19 protein-coding genes, 1 other RNA gene and 1 pseudogene are annotated in these 18273 nt (G+C 48.7%); 13 read left to right on the forward strand and 8 right to left on the reverse strand.

Going from position 1 to position 18273, the window contains the following annotated elements:
* From Q1V74_RS03015 to gyrA, 5 genes and pseudogenes are all read right to left on the reverse strand, one after another.
* Positions 1-367: pseudogene (locus Q1V74_RS03015) on the reverse strand (3-phosphoshikimate 1-carboxyvinyltransferase); the annotation flags it as partial.
* Positions 364-1251 carry a prephenate dehydrogenase/arogenate dehydrogenase family protein gene (locus Q1V74_RS03020; protein WP_300647003.1) on the reverse strand — a complete coding sequence of 296 codons (888 nt, stop codon included), beginning with the start codon at positions 1249-1251 and terminating at the stop codon, positions 364-366. The pseudogene Q1V74_RS03015 and the gene Q1V74_RS03020, both read right to left, overlap by 4 nt.
* Before the next feature lie 2 nt (positions 1252-1253).
* Complete coding sequence (pheA, locus tag Q1V74_RS03025) at positions 1254-2342, reverse strand: prephenate dehydratase (RefSeq protein ID WP_300647004.1); 1089 nt, start codon at positions 2340-2342, stop codon at positions 1254-1256.
* Complete coding sequence (serC, locus tag Q1V74_RS03030) at positions 2335-3450, reverse strand: 3-phosphoserine/phosphohydroxythreonine transaminase (protein ID WP_300647006.1); 1116 nt, start codon at positions 3448-3450, stop codon at positions 2335-2337. The genes pheA and serC overlap by 8 nt, the downstream gene beginning before the upstream one ends.
* Positions 3451-3464: 14 nt before the next feature.
* Positions 3465-6101, reverse strand: a complete 2637-nt coding sequence (gene gyrA, locus Q1V74_RS03035) for a DNA gyrase subunit A (protein WP_260650364.1) — start codon at positions 6099-6101, stop codon at positions 3465-3467.
* A gap of 426 nt (positions 6102-6527) precedes the next feature.
* On the opposite strand from gyrA, the gene ompA reads away from it, so the two are divergent.
* From ompA to Q1V74_RS03050, 3 genes are all read left to right on the forward strand, one after another.
* On the forward strand, positions 6528-7124 hold the full coding sequence (gene ompA / locus Q1V74_RS03040) for an outer membrane protein OmpA (protein WP_260650363.1): 597 nt from the start codon (positions 6528-6530) through the stop codon (positions 7122-7124).
* A gap of 73 nt (positions 7125-7197) precedes the next feature.
* Entirely contained in the window at positions 7198-7908 is a 711-nt protein-coding gene (gene ubiG / locus Q1V74_RS03045) for a bifunctional 2-polyprenyl-6-hydroxyphenol methylase/3-demethylubiquinol 3-O-methyltransferase UbiG (RefSeq protein WP_260650362.1), read from the forward strand.
* A 4-nt stretch (positions 7909-7912) separates the two neighbouring features.
* On the forward strand, positions 7913-8578 hold the full coding sequence (locus Q1V74_RS03050) for an HAD-IA family hydrolase (protein ID WP_300647007.1): 666 nt from the start codon (positions 7913-7915) through the stop codon (positions 8576-8578).
* Between the two features lie 57 nt (positions 8579-8635).
* Here Q1V74_RS03050 and sstT read toward each other — a convergent pair whose 3' ends face one another.
* Positions 8636-9862, reverse strand: a complete 1227-nt coding sequence (gene sstT / locus Q1V74_RS03055) for a serine/threonine transporter SstT (RefSeq protein ID WP_300647008.1) — start codon at positions 9860-9862, stop codon at positions 8636-8638.
* A 141-nt stretch (positions 9863-10003) separates the two neighbouring features.
* On the opposite strand from sstT, the gene ssrA reads away from it, so the two are divergent.
* Positions 10004-10376: a transfer-messenger RNA gene (ssrA, locus tag Q1V74_RS03060) on the forward strand.
* A 51-nt stretch (positions 10377-10427) separates the two neighbouring features.
* Here ssrA and Q1V74_RS03065 read toward each other — a convergent pair.
* Both Q1V74_RS03065 and Q1V74_RS03070 read right to left on the reverse strand, forming a co-directional pair.
* On the reverse strand, positions 10428-11063 hold the full coding sequence (locus Q1V74_RS03065; RefSeq protein WP_300647009.1) for an A24 family peptidase: 636 nt from the start codon (positions 11061-11063) through the stop codon (positions 10428-10430).
* Positions 11060-11512, reverse strand: coding sequence for a type II secretion system protein N (locus Q1V74_RS03070; RefSeq protein WP_300647010.1), 453 nt, complete (start codon positions 11510-11512; stop codon positions 11060-11062). The genes Q1V74_RS03065 and Q1V74_RS03070 overlap by 4 nt, the downstream gene beginning before the upstream one ends.
* Positions 11513-11623: 111 nt before the next feature.
* Here Q1V74_RS03070 and gspG point away from each other — a divergent pair, with 111 nt between their 5' ends.
* From gspG to gspD, 9 genes are all read left to right on the forward strand, one after another.
* Positions 11624-12067, forward strand: coding sequence for a type II secretion system major pseudopilin GspG (gene gspG / locus Q1V74_RS03075; RefSeq protein WP_300647011.1), 444 nt, complete (start codon positions 11624-11626; stop codon positions 12065-12067).
* The gene (locus tag Q1V74_RS03080) at positions 11994-12515 is read left to right on the forward strand and encodes a prepilin-type N-terminal cleavage/methylation domain-containing protein (RefSeq protein WP_300647012.1); all 522 of its coding nucleotides are present in this window, start codon (positions 11994-11996) and stop codon (positions 12513-12515) included. The genes gspG and Q1V74_RS03080 overlap by 74 nt, the downstream gene beginning before the upstream one ends.
* Positions 12512-12877, forward strand: a complete 366-nt coding sequence (gene gspI, locus Q1V74_RS03085) for a type II secretion system minor pseudopilin GspI (protein WP_260650355.1) — start codon at positions 12512-12514, stop codon at positions 12875-12877. The genes Q1V74_RS03080 and gspI overlap by 4 nt, the downstream gene beginning before the upstream one ends.
* Positions 12874-13470, forward strand: coding sequence for a prepilin-type N-terminal cleavage/methylation domain-containing protein (locus Q1V74_RS03090; RefSeq protein ID WP_260650354.1), 597 nt, complete (start codon positions 12874-12876; stop codon positions 13468-13470). Before gspI ends, Q1V74_RS03090 begins: the two co-directional genes overlap by 4 nt.
* Complete coding sequence (gspK, locus tag Q1V74_RS03095; protein WP_300647013.1) at positions 13467-14357, forward strand: type II secretion system minor pseudopilin GspK; 891 nt, start codon at positions 13467-13469, stop codon at positions 14355-14357. The genes Q1V74_RS03090 and gspK overlap by 4 nt, the downstream gene beginning before the upstream one ends.
* The gene (locus tag Q1V74_RS03100) at positions 14357-15334 is read left to right on the forward strand and encodes a GspL/Epsl periplasmic domain-containing protein (protein WP_300647014.1); all 978 of its coding nucleotides are present in this window, start codon (positions 14357-14359) and stop codon (positions 15332-15334) included. The genes gspK and Q1V74_RS03100 overlap by 1 nt, the downstream gene beginning before the upstream one ends.
* Positions 15327-15878, forward strand: a complete 552-nt coding sequence (gene gspM, locus Q1V74_RS03105; protein ID WP_300647016.1) for a type II secretion system protein GspM — start codon at positions 15327-15329, stop codon at positions 15876-15878. Before Q1V74_RS03100 ends, gspM begins: the two co-directional genes overlap by 8 nt.
* Positions 15875-16606: a type II secretion system protein N gene (locus Q1V74_RS03110; RefSeq protein WP_300647017.1), complete on the forward strand. Its 732-nt coding sequence runs from the start codon at positions 15875-15877 to the stop codon at positions 16604-16606. Before gspM ends, Q1V74_RS03110 begins: the two co-directional genes overlap by 4 nt.
* 20 nt (positions 16607-16626) lie before the next feature.
* On the forward strand, positions 16627-18273 hold a 1647-nt coding region (gene gspD, locus Q1V74_RS03115; RefSeq protein ID WP_300647018.1), incomplete at its 3' end, for a type II secretion system secretin GspD.

Genomic DNA, 18273 nt, shown 5'->3' on the forward strand with positions numbered 1-18273 from the left:
GCTCATGCATACGAGGAATACCGGAGAGCGTGAACTCGCCCCCCATCAACGCAAGGGCTGCGGTCAGAGAACGAACAGCCGTGCCCGCATTCCCCAAAAACAAGTCGGCCCGAGACGGCGAAAAAGGAACGCCGCCCTGAATCCGATATGTAGTCTCCGCCACTTTCTGAGCAGACACGCCCATTTTGTGCAAAGACTCCAACATAACCCGTGTGTCATCAGAGTCCAACACCCCAGTTAAAGTTGTTGTGCCAGAAGTAATTGCCGCAAGCAGTAAGGCCCGGTTAGAAATACTTTTTGACCCAGGTAGCTGCACGGTACCCTGGGCATGTGTGGCCGGTGATAAGGTTAATGCTTCTAAGCTCATTGTAATCCACTCCTGCTACCCCAAAGACGGCGGGCTAAAGCCGCTTTTTCTAAAAAATCATATAAGGCTTGTTCATCCGTATCGCGCAGTGCGCGCTCTGCCTGCTCAAAAGCAGCGCGCACTTGCTGCAGCTCAGACAATACCGCCTCGCGATTGCTTAAAAAAATATCACGCCAGACCTCAGCCGAGCCTGCCGCAATCCGCGTAAAATCTCTAAAGCCGCTGCCAGCCACATGCAACCGCACATCAGCATCGCTCGCACTCGCAACCTGCCACATAAAGACAGAAGATAGAAAATGCGGCACATGACTCACCGAAGCCAGCACCCGGTCATGGCTTTCAGCTGACATCAGCATCACGCGCGCTCCGCAGGCCTCCCACATCTGAGTCAAAAATGCACGCGCTCGTTGCGTGTTGTTTTTATGTGGGGTCAAAATCACAATACGATTTTGGTATAAATCAGACTGAGCCGCCTCAGGCCCTGCTTTCTCTGCGCCCGCAATAGGATGCCCCGCTAAAAACTGTGTAGATTGCTCGCCAAGCACCTCAATCGCTTCTGTCACCACATCGGCTTTAGTACTCCCTACATCGGTGATGAGGGTGTGGGGCAATAAATGGGGCTGAATTTGTTCTAGTAGGGATCGCGTTGCCCGTACGGGTGTCGCCAAAACGATCAAATCTGCCTGCTGTGTGGCCGTCGCTAAATCCGCGACCTCGTCAATCAGCCCTAGACGCAAGGCGGCGCTGGTAGTAGCGGTCTGCCGACTCACGCCAATGACCTTACCGACACAACCCGCTTTTTTTAATGCTGCAGCCAAGGACCCACCTATTAGGCCCGGCCCTACCACTACCAATACTGGCACGAAAAAAGAGGGGGTCTGCATAACTAGTCCTGACAAGGGTAGGAACCAAGAATCTTACAGAAGGCAACTTGCTGCTTTAAGGCCTGCAAAGCGCTTTGTACGGCTGGCTCTTCTTGATGACCGAGAAGATCCATATAAAAATAATACTCCCACTGCCCTGTACGCGCCGGGCGCGACTCCAAACGTGTCATGGAAACCTGATGCTGCGCAAAAGGTGCCAGCATTTCATGCACAGCGCCCGCTCGGTTCGGTACCGCTACAATTAGGCTCGTTTTATCATTGCCTGAAGGCAAAGACTCGATGTTCCCCACCGCCAAAAAGCGTGTACGGTTTTGAGCATCGTCTTGAATCCCTGCATGAGCCACCTGTAACCCCCACGACTCTGCCGCCTTTTTGCCCGCAATGGCTGCCACAGAAGCGTCCTGGGAAGCAATTCGTGCCGCCTCGGCATTGCTAGAAGCAGCATCTTGCTGAATCTGTGGATAATGGGTAGCCAACCAGTTATGACACTGTGCTAAAGCTTGTGGATGCGCCATAATACGCTGAACTTGCTCCATTGAGCCGGATTGGGTCAGTAGATTATGATGAATCGCTAGGGAGTGCTCACCCAACACTTTTAAGGAAGTATTGAGCAATAGGTCCAAGGTGCGGTTTACCGCCCCTTCTGTTGAGTTTTCAACCGGCACCATCCCTACATCGGCCTCGCCCACCTCGACCAACCGAAAGACCTCGTCAAAGCTCTGGCACGGCACCGGTTCCACAAAATGCCCAAAATGTGCAAGCGCTGCCTGCTCGGAAAACGAACCCGTAGGACCAAGAAAAGCAACACGCAATTTTTGCTCTAAACCCCTACAGGCAGAAATCACCTCGCTCCATACTGCCTGCACAGAAGCAGGCGTAATAGGACCGGTATTCAGATTTTGTAGATGCGTGATAATTTGGGCTTCGCGCTCGGGCTTTAGAATACTATCCTCAGCGTTATATGCTTCTTTAATTTTGCCAATTTCTAAAGCGGCTTGCGCTCGCTGGTTAAGCAAGTCCAGAATCTGCTGATCCAACGCATCGATACGCTCACGCCAAGGGCGCAAGCGCTCTAATAACTGTTTAGCCATGCTTTGCCTCAAAGTCCTTCATGAAGGCAACCAGTGCCTCTACCGCAGCAAGAGGAAGCGCATTATAAATGGAGGCGCGCATCCCCCCTACACTTTTATGGCCTTTAAGTTGCAAAAGCCCTGCTTTTTCGGCTTCGGCTAAAAACAAGGCATCTAGCTCAGGCTTAGCTAACAAAAACGGAATATTCATACGAGAGCGCACGGAGGGCTCGACCTGATTATGATAAAAATCAGAGCTATCCAAATAGCGATATAAGAGTTCCGATTTTTGCTGATTTCGTTGTTCCATGGCGGCGACCCCGCCTTGGGTTTTGAGCCACTTAAACACCAGCCCAGCCATGTAAATCGGATAGGTGGGAGGCGTATTGAACATAGACTGACTTTTCGCCACCAAATCGTAATTGAATGCGCTTGGACAGTACTCGGAAGCGCCCCCAAGCAAGTCTTTACGCACAATCACAATGGTCAACCCAGCAGGTCCAGCATTTTTCTGCGCCCCCGCATACGCCATATCGACCTTAGAAAAATCAATAGGACGTGACAGAATATTTGAAGACACATCCACCACTAATGGTACTGATAGTAGCGGCCAGTCGTTAAACTCTACCCCACCTATTGTTTCATTGGCACAAACGTGCACATACGAAGAAGTCTCCCGGACTTCCCATGTATCAGGCGTAGGAAACCAGCTAAACCCAGCTTGAGTTTGCTGATTGATTTCTGTAGACGCCTCGGAGCTAGCCGCTAAGCGCACATCCCCGTACCGCTGAGCCTCTTTGAATGATTTTTTAGACCAGCTTCCCGAAACCACATAATCCGCCTGATTATGCCCTGCCAAGCCCAAAAGGTTCATGGGCACAATAGCATTTTGTGCTTGAGCGCCACCCTGCATAAACAACACCGCAAAATCGTCGGGCACCTGGAGCAAATCACGTAGATCTTGCTCCGCCTCATCACGAATCTGCATAAACTCTTTGCCGCGGTGGCTCATTTCCATCACCGACATACCTGAGCCATGCCAGTCCAGCATTTCTCGAGCAGCTTGCTCTAAGACATCAACCGGAAGCACCGATGGGCCTGCAGAAAAATTCCATGGACGCATATTCAAATCCTTTTTTTCATTTATTCATCTGTAGCGGGCATCGGCCCCTCTTCTGTATCTGTCGTCTCATCGTCGCTCTCATCATCATCGACATCAGACTCCACCACGCGATACACACCGGACAATTTACTGTTTTCGTCCACATTAATGAGTGTCACACCTTGGGTAGCGCGACCCATTTCACGAATTTCCTCAACACGAGTCCGTACCAATACGCCCGCATTAGTAATCAGCATGATCTCATCATTTTCATTGACCAACACCGCGCCAACCAAACTACCATTACGGTCTGAGGTCTGGATGGCTATCATGCCCTTTGTGCCGCGCCCATGACGGGTGTACTCACTAATCGAAGTACGCTTACCAAAACCGTTTTCTGTCGCTGTCAGCACGGACTGGCTTTCATCATCAGCCACTAAAAGCGCAATCACTCGCTGCCCTTCATCAAGGTTCATACCACGCACACCCCGAGCTGTACGCCCCATTGGACGCACATCAGTCTCGCAGAAGCGCACCGCTTTACCCGCATCAGAGAACAGCATCACATCATGCTGACCAGCAGTGAGTTGTGCCCCGATCAAATAATCGCCCTCGTCTAAGCCAACAGCAATAATGCCGGCTTTGCGTGGATTCGAAAAATGTGACAAGGGGGTTTTTTTCACTGTGCCCTGTGAAGTAGCCATAAAGACATACTGGTCTTCGCTAAACTCTTTGACTGCCAAGACCACGGTGATTTTCTCCTCGGGCTCCAAGGGGAACATATTCACAATAGGACGACCACGTGAGTTGCGAGAACCTTGGGGGACCTCCCAGACTTTGAGCCAATACACGCGGCCTCGGTCTGAAAAGCACAGCAAGTAATCATGTGTGTTCGCCACAAACAGGTAATCAATCCAATCATCCTCTTTCATGGTTGTTGCCTGTTTGCCCCGCCCGCCACGACGCTGGGCACGGTATTCCGATAAGGGCTGACTCTTGATGTAGCCTTCGTGTGAAAGCGTCACCACCATATCCATGGGGGTAATCAAGTCCTCGGTGTCTAGCTCGGTCGCATTAAATTCAATTTCGGAGCGACGCTGGTCTTTTTCACCAGAGAATTCTTCTTTGAGAGCAACAAGCTCATCTGCAATAATCTGCGTCACACGCTCTGGGCGCGCGAGGATATCAAGCAGGTCCGCAATACGATCCATGACCTCTTTGTACTCGCCAACGATTTTATCTTGCTCTAAACCGGTAAGGCGCTGCAGACGCATATTCAGAATTTCTTGAGCCTGTGTTTCGCTCAGCCTGTACATGCCGTCTGCCTGTAAACCAAAGTGGTCCTCTAGATTATCCGGGCGATAGGCCAAGCGACCGCCAGGGATCTGACTTTGATCAGCACGCGCTAGCATATCGCGCACAATCTGGGCATCCCAGCTCCGTGCTAAGAGCTCACGACGTGCATCAGGGGGGGTAGGCGCAGCGCGAATGATACGAATAAACTCGTCAATATTGGCTAAAGCCACGGCTAGGCCTTCGAGCACATGACCACGCTCGCGCGCTCTGCGCAGCTGATACACTGTCCGCCGCGTGACGACTTCACGACGATGGAAAAGGAAATACTCCACCAGCTGCTTCAGGTTGAGTAAGCGCGGCTGGCCATCTACCAGCGCCACCATATTCATGCCAAAAGTTTCTTGGAGCTGGGTATTTTTATATAGGTTGTTTAAAACCACCTCGGGGACTTCGCCACGCTTGAGCTCAATGACTAAGCGCATACCGTCTTTGTCAGACTCATCGCGGATATCCGAAATCCCTTCGATTTTTTTCTCATTAACTAAATCGGCTATGCGCTCTTGTAGGGATTTTTTGTTGACTTGGTAGGGCAAGGCATCAATCACAATCGCCTGACGCGAGCCTTTTTCCATGTCCTCAAAATGCGCTTTTGCACGCATGACCACACGCCCTCGACCCGTACGATAGCCCTCGCGTACACCTGACATACCGTAAATGATGCCCCCTGTGGGAAAGTCAGGGGCAGGAATAAATTCGAACAGATCATCAACGGTACAGTCTGGGTGACTCAAACAATATAAACAGCCATCGACTACCTCGGCCAAGTTATGTGGAGGGATATTTGTTGCCATCCCTACCGCAATTCCTGAACTACCGTTTACCAGTAGATTAGGAAGACGGGAGGGTAATAAAGCAGGCTCTAACTCGCTGCCGTCATAGTTAGGAACAAAATCCACGGTTTCCTGGTCGATATCTGCCAACATTTCATGAGAAATCTTGGCTAGACGGACCTCGGTATAACGCATAGCAGCTGCGCCATCACCATCGATAGAACCAAAGTTACCCTGCCCATCAACCAGCATATAACGCATGGAGAAGTCTTGGGCTAAGCGTACGATGGTGTCATAAACCGCCGAGTCCCCGTGCGGGTGGTATTTACCAATAACATCACCCACAATACGCGCTGATTTCTTATAAGCGCGGTTCCAGTCATTGTTGAGCTCATGCATCGCAAATAGAACGCGACGGTGTACGGGCTTTAAGCCATCACGTACATCCGGTAACGCACGCCCGACAATTACGCTCATGGCGTAATCAAGATAACTGCGACGCATTTCCTCTTCCAGAGAAATAGGAAGAGTCTCCTTAGCAAAGGAATCCATATTAATTTGTCTTTATAGATATGAGTTAAGCAATATGCAGGCCGATGAGGGCGAATAATAAATTCTACCATCACCCTATAGCCCTATTGTACTACCCCCTCATTTTGAAGAAAAAAAATGAGAATGTAGGCAAAAAGCACCAAAAAAAAGTGAATAAGTGTTCAGATTCTGATCAACACTTGCCTTGTTGCCTAAAACCAACAATAATGCCAGATATCGGCCATTATTAGGTCGATCTGCACGATATACCACCTCTGCGCTTAACGAACCGGACAGAAATGTCTTAACATTCTGGCTAACACGCATGAAACCCGACGCAGCGCTTGGACCACTCTTAGTGTTGCAAATTCGGTTCCGTTTTTATAAAACAAAGCGGCAGGGGTTCGCTGCGGTCACTTAACAGCATCAGCTCAAACGAGGAGAAACATGAATAAACCCTCCAAAATCGCACTTGCACTCGCCTTTGCGGCAGCCACAGCCACTGGTGCTGTGTCCGCACAGACCGGTGAAGTCAATAACTGGCAAAACTCTTTTGGCGACGTATGGAAAAACGGCACAAATGAATTGTGCTGGCGCAACAACTTCTGGACACCCGCTACCGGCATCGCAGGTTGTGACGGTGTGCCTGTAGCTCAAGCTCCAGAAGCCCCTGTTGTTGCTCCTACTACAACCAAAGTGGTTCTAAACGCTGACACCTTCTTTGATTTCGACAAAGCCACATTGAAGCCTGAAGGTCGTCAAGTTCTAGATCAGGTTGCAGAGCAAGCCAACAGCATTGAACTCGAAACCTTGATCGCTACCGGTCACACCGACTCCACAGGTCCCGAAGCTTACAACCAAAAATTGTCTGAGCGTCGCGCTAACTCTGTAAAAGAGTACTTGGTATCCAAAGGTGTTCCTGCTGACCGTATCTACACCGAAGGTAAAGGTGAGCTAGAGCCTGTAGCTACTAACGCTACTCGCGAAGGCCGCGCCCAAAACCGTCGCGTAGAGATCGAAATCGTAGGTTCCCGTAAACAGTAATTCTCTGTTTCGCGTAACACGATACAATAAAGGCTCCTTTCTAGGAGCCTTTATTATTTTATAGGTCGGTATTATGTCTACGGTAAATGTTGATCCAACAGAAATTGAAAAATTCAGTGCTTTGGCCTCGAAATGGTGGGACCCTACCAGCGAATTTAAACCCCTACATGACATCAATCCTTTACGTCTTAACTGGATCAATGACACCGTAGGCGGGCTACAACAAAAAAAAGTGATTGATGTGGGCTGTGGCGGAGGCATTTTGGCTGAGTCCATGGCTCAACTCGGTGCAGACGTCACCGGAATAGATTTGGCTGAAAAATCGCTAAAAATAGCTCGCCTACATAGTTTGGAATCCGGCATCAAAGTCAATTACCAATACATTAGTGCTGAAGAAATGGCCGCCCAGCATACAGAGCAATTCGATGTAGTCACCTGCATGGAAATGCTTGAGCATGTTCCCAATCCAGCTTCTATTGTGCACGCCTGCGCGCGCTTGGTAAAACCCAATGGCTGGGTGATCTTTTCCACCCTAAACCGTAACCCAAAGTCCTTTTTATTTGCCATTATTGGCGCTGAATATTTATTAAACCTTGTCCCAAAAGGCACACATCACTACGAGTCGTTCATCAAGCCCAGCGAGCTCGCTCGCTCCGCACGCCAAGCGGGGTTAACCATGCATCAACTCAAAGGGCTGGAATACAACCCTCTAAGCAAACATTATCGACTCAGTGACGATGGTAGCGTTAACTACCTCATGGCCACACAAAAAATCTCTACCTAAGCACATGGATACAAAAATGGTTTTGTTTGATTTTGATGGGACCTTAGTTGACTCCGCACCCGACCTGGCCAATAGTGCCAACTACCTGCGTCTTGAAAAAGGTTTAGCCCCTCTGCCTCTAGCGTATTTACGCCCCTACGCCTCTATGGGTGCGCGCGGGCTGTTAAAAGCAGCGCTTGATCTGGATATGGATCACCCCGATTTCGAGCCTCAAAAACAAATTTTCTTGGATCACTACGCAGCTAACTCCACTGTTCATAGTCAACTTTTTGAAGGGGTTGAATCGCTCATCCAGCAGCTTGATGCCCACCGTATCCCTTGGGGGGTGGTCACCAACAAAGCACTGGGTTTAACCCTACCTATCATGCGTCATTTTGCCCTGTTAGAGCGTAGTACAGTAACCATAGGGGGCGATTGTACCCCCCACCTAAAACCGAATCCTGCCTCATTATTTTTAGCTTGTGAGCGTACAGGTGTAGCACCAGAACAGTGTGTGTATATCGGCGATGACGAAAGGGATATCGTCGCTGGTAAAGCGGCTGGCATGACAACCATGGTAGCGGCTTATGGATACTGTCATTTTGACCCGGCTATCCCTTCGTGGCAAGCCAACTGGGTAGCCAATCACGCCGATGATATTTTCCCTTTGCTTGAGCAACATTGGCTCTAAAACACAAAAAAAGCGATGGAGTCAAATCCCCATCGCTTTTTTTAGATCAAGCTCCACCTACGCGTGCTGGTCTTGGTGCATAGATGCCGCCGCGGTAAACAATACGTCGGTCGACGAGTTCAGTGCAGTTTCTGCCGAGTCCTGCAATACGCCGATAATAAAACCCACACCGACAATCTGCATGGCCACATCGTTAGACATACCAAACAAGCTTGCAGCTAAAGGAATGAGCAGCAATGAGCCACCTGCCACCCCTGAGGCCCCACACGCCGCTATAGCCGCTACAACACTTAACAACAATGCGGTGCCAATATCCACAGAAATACCCAAAGTATTTACAGCCGCTAAGGTAAGCACAGTAATCGTGATCGCGGCTCCTCCCATATTGATGGTCGCACCTAAAGGAATAGATACCGAATAAATATCCTCGTTTAAACCCAGTTTTTTAGACAGGTTCATATTAACGGGAATATTCGCCGCCGAGCTACGGGTAAAGAATGCAGTGACGCCACTTTCTTTTAAACAAGTAAACACCAGCGGATACGGATTACGACGAATTTGCGTCCATACGATCAATGGGTTGACCACCAAAGCCACAACCAGCATACACCCTAGTAAAATCGCTAATAACCGAGCGTAATCCCACAACACGCTAAACCCTGTCGTAGCAATCGTACCGGCGACCAAGCCAAAAATCCCCAAGGGAGCAAAACGAATCACTAATCGCACTACAAAAGACACCGCATCGCTTAGGTGTCGCGCCATCTCTTTGGTGGAGTCACTGGCATTGCGCAGTGCAATCCCCAACGCAATGGCCCACGCTAAAATCCCCATATAGTTCGCATTTAAAATGGCTCCTACGGGATTATCGACAATATTTAATAATACCGTTAGTAATACATCACCAATATTGTCAGGAGGGTTTAAACTTTCTGTGGTTGTTTGCAACTGAATGGAGACCGGAAAGATAAAGCTCACCACAACGGCTAGCAGCGCCGCTAAAAATGTGCCCACCAAATACAACGCCACCACCCGCCCCATATTACTTTTACTACCCTGGCGGTGATTCGCAATGGAGGATAGAACCAAAATAAACACCAATACAGGGGCGACCGATTTTAAGGCTTTAACAAATAAGTCCCCCAATAAAGCGACCGACTTTGCCGCCTCGGGTAGAAAAAACGCAAACACAACCCCAGCCACTAAGCCCAAGGCAATTTGACTTACTAGACTACCGTGCTTGATATAACGCATCAGCGGTCCATGATCAGCTGACGTACTCATGTACAGCTCCCTTTTTATGGATAGATAAATAATGAAAAATAATACTATTTTTATCAGTTAGGAGGCATAGTACACCAATCTTCTTAGACATCTGGAGTTTTTTCCCGTATAATGGAATCTTAAACTGCTAAATGAACACTTGGGGCCGATCTGGCTTCGACGTGGGTCACGAAACAGAGCAGGGCATGTCGAGCACCAGTTCGCTCGTAAATCCACTGGAAAACTATAAACGCCAACGATGAGCGTTTCGCTCTAGCCGCTTAATAACCGGTCTTTAGAGCCGCTGCACTAGTTTGTCTTTGGGCTAGGTTAGGTTTCTAACAGCAGCGTCATATTACAAAGAATCGGTCTGGTTCGGGCCACACGAACTTAGACCTAAAACGATGTGGATCGCCAAAAGATGGCCTGTCGAATGGCATGGCTTGCGGCTAAAACTTAAAATTATTCGACTACACATGTAGAACTGCCTGCGGAGGGCTTGCGGACGGGGGTTCAATTCCCCCCGGCTCCACCAAGTATTCCCAATAAAACCAACTGTTTCAGTTGGTTTTTTTTGTTTTAGCCTTTATAAAAGCAACCAAATCCCCCCAGCCCCTGCCAAAAAAGGCCCAAAAGGAATGGCAGCGGGGGCACGTTTTTGTAGCAAGCGCGCACCCACCACAAACAGCAACCCTAGTACCGAAGCGGTAAATAATAAATAAGGTAAAGCATATAATCCGCATAATGCACCTAAAGCTGCTAATAACTTCATATCACCCCCACCTAAACCCGGCTGATTTTTTAATTGGCTATACACGGCATTCAACCCATATAAAAAAACATAGCCGACAACCGCTCCTAAAATCGCTTGATCCGGTGGAACAAACCACGATTGGCTATTCACCAATAAGCCAAGCCATAATAAAGTCAGGGTCCAGCGATCAGGCAAAAAGCCCGTTAGTGCATCAAAATAAGCTAACTGATATAAACCAAAAATAAAAACAATCGTAATAGCAACCGTCAAAGGAAACGGATCTCGTACGAGCGAGATCAACAATAAAAAAAACAACCCCCAATAAGGGTATGCTGAAAGCGGTTGGGCTAGCCAGCCTTGTTCAAAAAAGGCTTGCCCTACACGGCGCCACTCTTTGGCTAAACACATAGCTAACACAATCGCCTGTATCCCGACCGCCCCCCAAACCAAAAACGACGCCTCCATCATGGTAGACGCTGCAAAGCGTGTTTAGGTAAGGGCACAGGATGAGCGGGCATTAAAATCGACTGTGTCTGACCTTGCTGTTCGATCTGTATGCGATCAGCCTCAACTTTAGTCAAATAAACCCCCTGCGCAATTAGCTCCCCTTCTTTATAAACACGCGGCTCACTTGCATCCACCCGCAAAATAGCCGTGCCTCGCGTCGGCGCTGAGTGAATCACACCCAGCAGCTGCACTCGTACCGGTGCTCCCTGTGTTCCAAACCAAGCACTGACGGTGTCTTCTGCTCGGGACGCATGGGGCGCTGGATGTAGAAAACGGGTTACAAGCGAAGGCGTAGGCGCCCAAAAATGGGCGACTCCATAGCCTAAAGCCATCGCAATCGCGACCTGACTACCTCGTTTAGATAAAACCTGCCATAAATTTGAAATGTAGCGCAGATACACTCTACTCATTCCTTCTTCTAAGTATTTAGCAGCCATGCTGCCCGTTAGGGGTAAGGAGCTTTATTTTGTCACGCCTTGGTGTCCTTTATGTGACATTTTCTTTTTTATTAATTGTTTGCAATGTCATCACACTCTTCTCAAGCGGTAGCCTCTCAATCACAACGGGGTTTTTCTTTAATTGAAATTATGGTGGTCATCGTGATCATGGGTATTATGGCCGCTCTCGTCGTGCCAAATTTACTAAATCGCCCTGACCAAGCCCGTGCTATTGCGGCAAAACAAGATATTCTTGCTATCAGCCAAGCTCTAAAGTTATATCGCTTAGATAACGGTCGATACCCTACCACCGAACAAGGGTTAGACGCCCTGCAAACCAAACCAACCATTCCACCTGTTCCCCACAACTGGCAGCCTTATTTAGATCGTTTACCCATGGACCCATGGGGAAATCCATATCATTACCTAAACCCCGGTGTACATGGTGAGGTAGATGTGTTCTCTTTTGGGGCAGACGGTGTCGCTGGTGGAGAAGGCGTTAATAGCGATATTGGCTCGTGGCAATAATATTGCGATGCATCAGCAAGGGTTTTCGATTCTGGAGGTCTTAGTAGTACTCGTCATTATCAGTATTACTGCCATGGTTGGTATTAGTTATATGCCCCAATCCAGTACCAATAGCTTACATGCTGATGGCATTCGGCTCACTCAACTGTTTACTCTTGCTCAAAACTATGCCCACCAGCAAGGGGTAAACATGATTTGGCAACCCGAATCCCAAGGTTTTACTTTTACTCTAACCGATGCCAACACCAAAACACTTCCCACCCCTTTACTGCCCCAATCCTGGCTGAGTCCTCGTCCGGTGCAAGTCAGTATAGAGCCCGCACATGAGGTAGTGCGGTTTAACGCGCATTGGCTACGCGCCCCTTATACCGTAATCCTGGATAACGGGATCGATCGTTTACGCATTCAAAAAGATCCCTATGGTAGCTATGAGGTGCTGTATCAATGAAAAGAGAACGCGGTTATACACTTGTCGAGGTATTAATTGCTCTGGCTATTGTTAGCGTTGCGATCACAGCAGTTTTTCATGCACTACAAGTCAGTACGCATAGCAGCCGCCAAGTGGGACTACGTAGCTTGGCCCTACATGCGGCTCAAAACACGCTGGCTGAACTCTATTTACAGCGTGCATTTCCACAACCTGGACTTAGCACAAAAGCGTGCCCATTAGGTCCATATCCCTTTTCTTGTGAAATTGAAAGTAAAAAAACTATGCATGCTCAATTTCGCCAAATAACCATTCGAGTGCACTTGGAAAATGAACCCAATGCCTTGAGTACTTTATATGGAACCTTAGCGCGTGCACGATGAATGAACGTGGTTTTACTCTTATTGAGGTTCTCATTGTCTTATTTATTATGTCTATTTTAAGCGTTTTATCTTGGCAAGCACTAGATCATGTCGATCGCGCTAAACAACGTCTGGATCGCTCCCAGACACAAATCAATGCAATTCAGGCCGTACTGCAACAGCTAGAGTACGATCTGCAAAATCATGCCAATTTATCGCTTTATCTGGAAAATCGCCCCGCTTTACCTTTTAGTGCCAACCAACCTTGGGAACTGCATGGTATCCATTGGGAGCAAACTGAAACCGCCTCTACTCTATATATTTTGCAAGCCATTGATCAACAATGGCAATGGGTGCAATGGACCTTTAAAGATCAAAAACTTTACCGTGATGAGGCAACTGCTGGCATCGAGCTACCCCTTGCGCAGAGCCAGCCACACTTTGTTGCTTTACCCGCTGTCCACGACTTTCAAATTCAAGCATGGATTCCAGCCCGGGGGTGGCAAACCCCGCCTTTACTCAGCCAACGGCGTGCTACAGGCGTGGAAATCCAGTTAACTCAACAGCAAAACGAACAACGCTTCACTTATCGTAAAGTGGTGGTGCTGCCATGAGCCTTTACTCTATCCAACAACAAGGCTTAGCGGTCATCAATGCCTTAGTCATTGTCATGGCTACCAGCCTCATTGCGGTCAGCTTATTAGAAAAACAAAGCCAACAAACTGAACGACTCATTGCCGAACAAGAGCGTAGTCAGGCTGTTTGGCTGCTGCGCGGCGGACTCGACTGGGTACAACAACTTTTGCAAATCGAGGGTCGCCGCAGTCCGATCACTACTACCAGTGGAGTGCTTGCACAACGCCTTCAAAACCTAACCATTGAGGCCATAGAGGGCACAGAGTCCGCCTTATTTTCTGGTTATATTGAAGACGAGCAAAGCAAGTTTAATCTATTACGCCTGGTATCAGCCCAAGCAATTGATTCACAGCAAGTGGCTCAACTTGAACAGCTCTTTATGTGGATAGATTTACCTCAGACACTCGCTAAAGCATTTGCGCAACAGCTTCTAGGTAGTTATCAAACGTCTTCTCACTCCCCCAGTCAACTTGCGGGACGTCGTCCGACAGAGCTGGCAGCCGCTGCCTCACTGAGTTCTGAGCAACGTACTCGTCTTAACCAGTACTGCACCTTATTACCCCCTCAGACCAAGCTCAATATCAATACGGCCTCGGCAGAAGTGCTCGCCGCCTCTATTCCTACACTGAGTTTGGCTGAAGCCACCCAGCTAGTCCGTGACCGAGATCAGGGAAATTGGTTTATGTCGACCTCACAGTTTTTGCAACGCTTACCCAGCGCAGAACACGACACATTAAAAAAAGTAGAGCTTAAAAGCCAGTGGTTTGTAGTGCATGGCGAAATTCAGCGTGGTGCTACCCATGTACGCCAGCAAGCATTACTGCACCGTCAGTCCAATCAAACCTCTATTGTTTGGGTTCAATAATGCGCACACATCTTCGGTTACAACTTCCTCGATTACAAACACTAACCGTGCAACAGCCTCTTGCTTTTGCCATTGTTGATCGTCGCCGTCAGCTACAACAAGAAGGCCACATGCCCTTGTCGCAGCTTTTACGGCAGTTTTCACACCTACCCTTTGTCTGTTGGCTCGCAGAAGGGGATGCCATCACCACCCAGCTAACCCTACCTCCACTTAAAAAATCGCAACGCGAGACCGCCATACGCAGTCGCTTACAAAGTATGCTTTTGCAGCCCTACGATTGTTATGTTGTGAGTTGGGAAGAATCCTCTCCTGGCAATTACCAAGTGAGCTGGGCCTTAAAAAAAACCTTGCAGCCTTTACTCCAGCCGTTACAACAAGCCGCTATATCTCGGATTCAGCTGATTCCTAGCACCGAGGAAAATCACGCTAACTGGCGTACGGAACCCTTACCTAAGACAAATTTGTTTTTTGTCTTGGATAGCCAAGCGACTTCAAGCGCAATGTGGCCTTGGCTAAAGTGGCCCCTGCTTGCAACAGTAGTCTGGTGGAGCAGCGTGGCATTGGGTCAATATAAAGTCAAGCACTATACCCACGCTTTACAACAAAGCAATCTCGAACTTGTTCAAAGTACATTTCCCCATCTCCCTCTTGTTATTAACCCTTTAGCTCAAGCTAAACAAGCACTGCAACAACAAGAGGAGGCTCATTCTCATCAACCTAATTCAGCAAGCTTAATTTGGCTATTAGAGCGCATCAGCGAGCTCGCCCCCGAGCTCAACGATAACGTGCGTGCGTTGCAATATGAAAATCAACGCTTACAGCTCACTCTGACTGAACCTTTGACAAGCCTCTTCACAACGCCATCATGGCAGCAACTACAAGACCAAGCGGCTGCTCAACAAATCGTTGTGCTTGATGATGAAACAAACCCTGTGGCTCTGTGGATAGAAGTGCATATGGAGCAAAACCATGAGTAAACATCAATGGAAACAGCAAGTACGTCAACATTTACAGCACTATCACGCTTTACTCTGGCAAACTCGCACCCCACAAGAAAAACGTGCTTTGCGCTGGGGTGCCGTCGCTTTGCTGATCCTACTTGGGGTTTGGCAGCTACAGGCGCAACGACAACAAACACAACAGCTCCATCAACGCCTACAAACAGCCGTAAAAGAACGGGAGCAGCTGCTACACATCCAGCACCAAGCTACTCAGATCGTGCCTCGCCGCTACACATACTCGGTTGAAGAGCAGCACCAAGCCTTAGCACAAAGTCTCGCGACGGAATCCTTGAGTGCTTATATGAGGTTTGCCGACAAAGATAAAAAAGCAGCGCCCCCCTGGCATATACAGGTCGACGCCATGCCTGCGACATTACTTACTCAATGGCTTTTTCATACCCCCACGCAACTGCAACTTCACGTCTCCCATTTACACCTGCAACGCAGTCAAAAAGAGGGGCGAGAGCAAGCCGCGCTTTTATCGGGTCAGATTCATTTACAACCGCAGGAGCAACCATGAAAACGTGGCTCTACCGTGGTTTTTTACTCCTTGTCGCAATTATGAGCTTCGTGTTTTTTCTGCCAGCAAGTTGGATGCAATACGCAATACCAAAAAACAGCCCTATTCAACTTAGCCAACCCTCTGGCCGCTGGTGGCAAGGCAGCGCCTACCTTACGCTTGGCTCCTATGCGCCCACAACACTACCACAACCTCTGCGCTGGCACTGGCAGTGGCAAGGGTTACCCCAGCTTGTCTGGAATCATCCCACCTTAAACCCTCAGCAAGGTGCTCTAAGCTGGCGCGGCAGTCACTGGACGCTAGCTCAACAATCCTTGATTTTGCCGGCAACCAGCCTACGTGCCTTTCATGCTTTGTTCGATACGCTCAGCCCACAGGGTGATATCACACTACATTGGCCTACGCTCAAGCTGAGCTATCCCTTGCAACTTCGTGACACTTTAACACTGACTTGGCAAGAGGCTGCCACCTCTTTAAGCCCTATTCGCCCTTTAGGTACTTATCAGTTACAAGTGCACCCACAGACCCCTCAACATATAGAAATAAAACTAAGCAGCATCTCCGGCCCGCTTTCCTTAGTTGGCCAAGGTGACTGGCGCCCCTCATCTGGATGGCATTTCCAAGGTGAGGCTTATAGCACTGAAGAGATGGCCGACTCTTTACACGAACTATTAACGCTGTTAGGTCCTATGCAAAACGGGCGGGCCCAACTTCGTTTTCCTTATTAATTTTTGTTGTCCCTATTCGTATGATGACTCGCTCTGTTTTTATCCGTAGCACCCTATTTAGCCTCTTGGTTTTACAGGGCTGCAGCCATACCCTACCCCCAACAGATGAAGCGCCCTCTTTTTTTGTCACAACCCAATCTAGTGCTGGCGTAAAGCAGGAAACCGTTCCTACTCCTATTGACCTTAATGATCGCTCTACAAAACGTCGTCCACCTAGCCACTGGGGACAATCCTCCAATCCTAAACGGATGGCACGCCCTCAACCCTCTTTAGAGCAAGAGAACGATCGTACGACATTAAATTTTGTAGAAGTGGAAATCGATCAAGTCGTACGTAGCTTGGCCTCTTTTACTGGTCGTAATTTTATTGTAGATCCACGCGTTGCCGGAAAAATCACACTGGTTTCTGAAACCCCTGTTACAGCGAGTCAAGCTTACTCCATGCTCTTAAGCGCTTTACGCATGCAAGGCTTTGCTATCACCACCGTCGACAATATTAGTCGCGTGATTCCCGAAGCCGATGCCAAACTACATAGTACTCCTGTCAGCTATAGCCCCGAAGAGCTGCTCTCCCTTAAAGGAGAAATCGTCACCCAAGTATTTCGCTTACAACATGAAAAAGCCAACGACCTATTACCCGTATTGCGTCCCATGGTCTCCCCAGCGAATCCAATTAATGCTTACGCGGCCAACAACAGCTTAGTTATTACTGACTATGCCGATAATTTATTGCGCATTGCTGACGTAATTCAGCGTATCGACACCCATCACAGTGTTAACACCGAGGTCATTAGTATTGAATATGGCGTAGCAATTGATGTAGCCGCTTTAGCAACTCAACTGCTCAACGGCACCAGCAACGATCCTTTTGAGCAAGTACAAATTGTCGCTGACCCACGCAGCAACTCTGTTATCTTACGAGCTGGTAGCCCTGCCCGCTTAGAAATGGCTAAAGACCTCATTTATAAAATCGACAACCCCAATGCTGAAAAAAGCAATCTACATGTGGTTTACTTAAAAAATGCCCAAGCCACGCATTTGGCGCAGGTCTTACGCGGCGCCTTAGAGGGACTGAACCCGCAATCCACCGCCACAAACGCAACCAATAATTCTACTACTACGCCTACCACTCCAGCACCTCTCTCAACCAACCCTGTAGGGATGTCTGACAACAGCGAAACCAACCCCCTGAGCCAAGCATTATCTCAAACGCAACCGCTACAACCCATTAGCTTTTCTGCTGCCGGTGCCACCATCCAAGCCGACCCAACTACCAACACATTAATTATTTCTGCTCCAGCCCCCCTTTATCGCGGTATACGTGAAGTCATTGATCAACTTGATCAACGGCGAGCTCAGGTTTTGGTTGAAAGCCTCATCGTAGAAGTCAACGCCGAAGATGCCAATGAGTTTGGCATCCAGTGGATGCTTGGTGGTAGCCATTTACAAAGTGGCGGCAGTGGCGTAGTAGGAGGATCAAATTTTGGTGGTAGCGGTGTAGGTACGAGTATGAGTGGCGCCACCACCATCGACGCTTTAGCTCAAGGACTGAGCCTTGGTCTAGTAAAAGGCACCGTTAATATTTTAGGCAATGAGATTGTGAACTTGGGCGTTTTAGCCCGTGCTCTTGAGCGCAATAGCGGATCCAATGTTCTTTCCACACCCAAT

Source organism: Paenalcaligenes sp. (assembly GCF_030152715.1).
In the GTDB taxonomy this organism is placed as follows: domain Bacteria; phylum Pseudomonadota; class Gammaproteobacteria; order Burkholderiales; family Burkholderiaceae_B; genus Paenalcaligenes; species Paenalcaligenes hermetiae.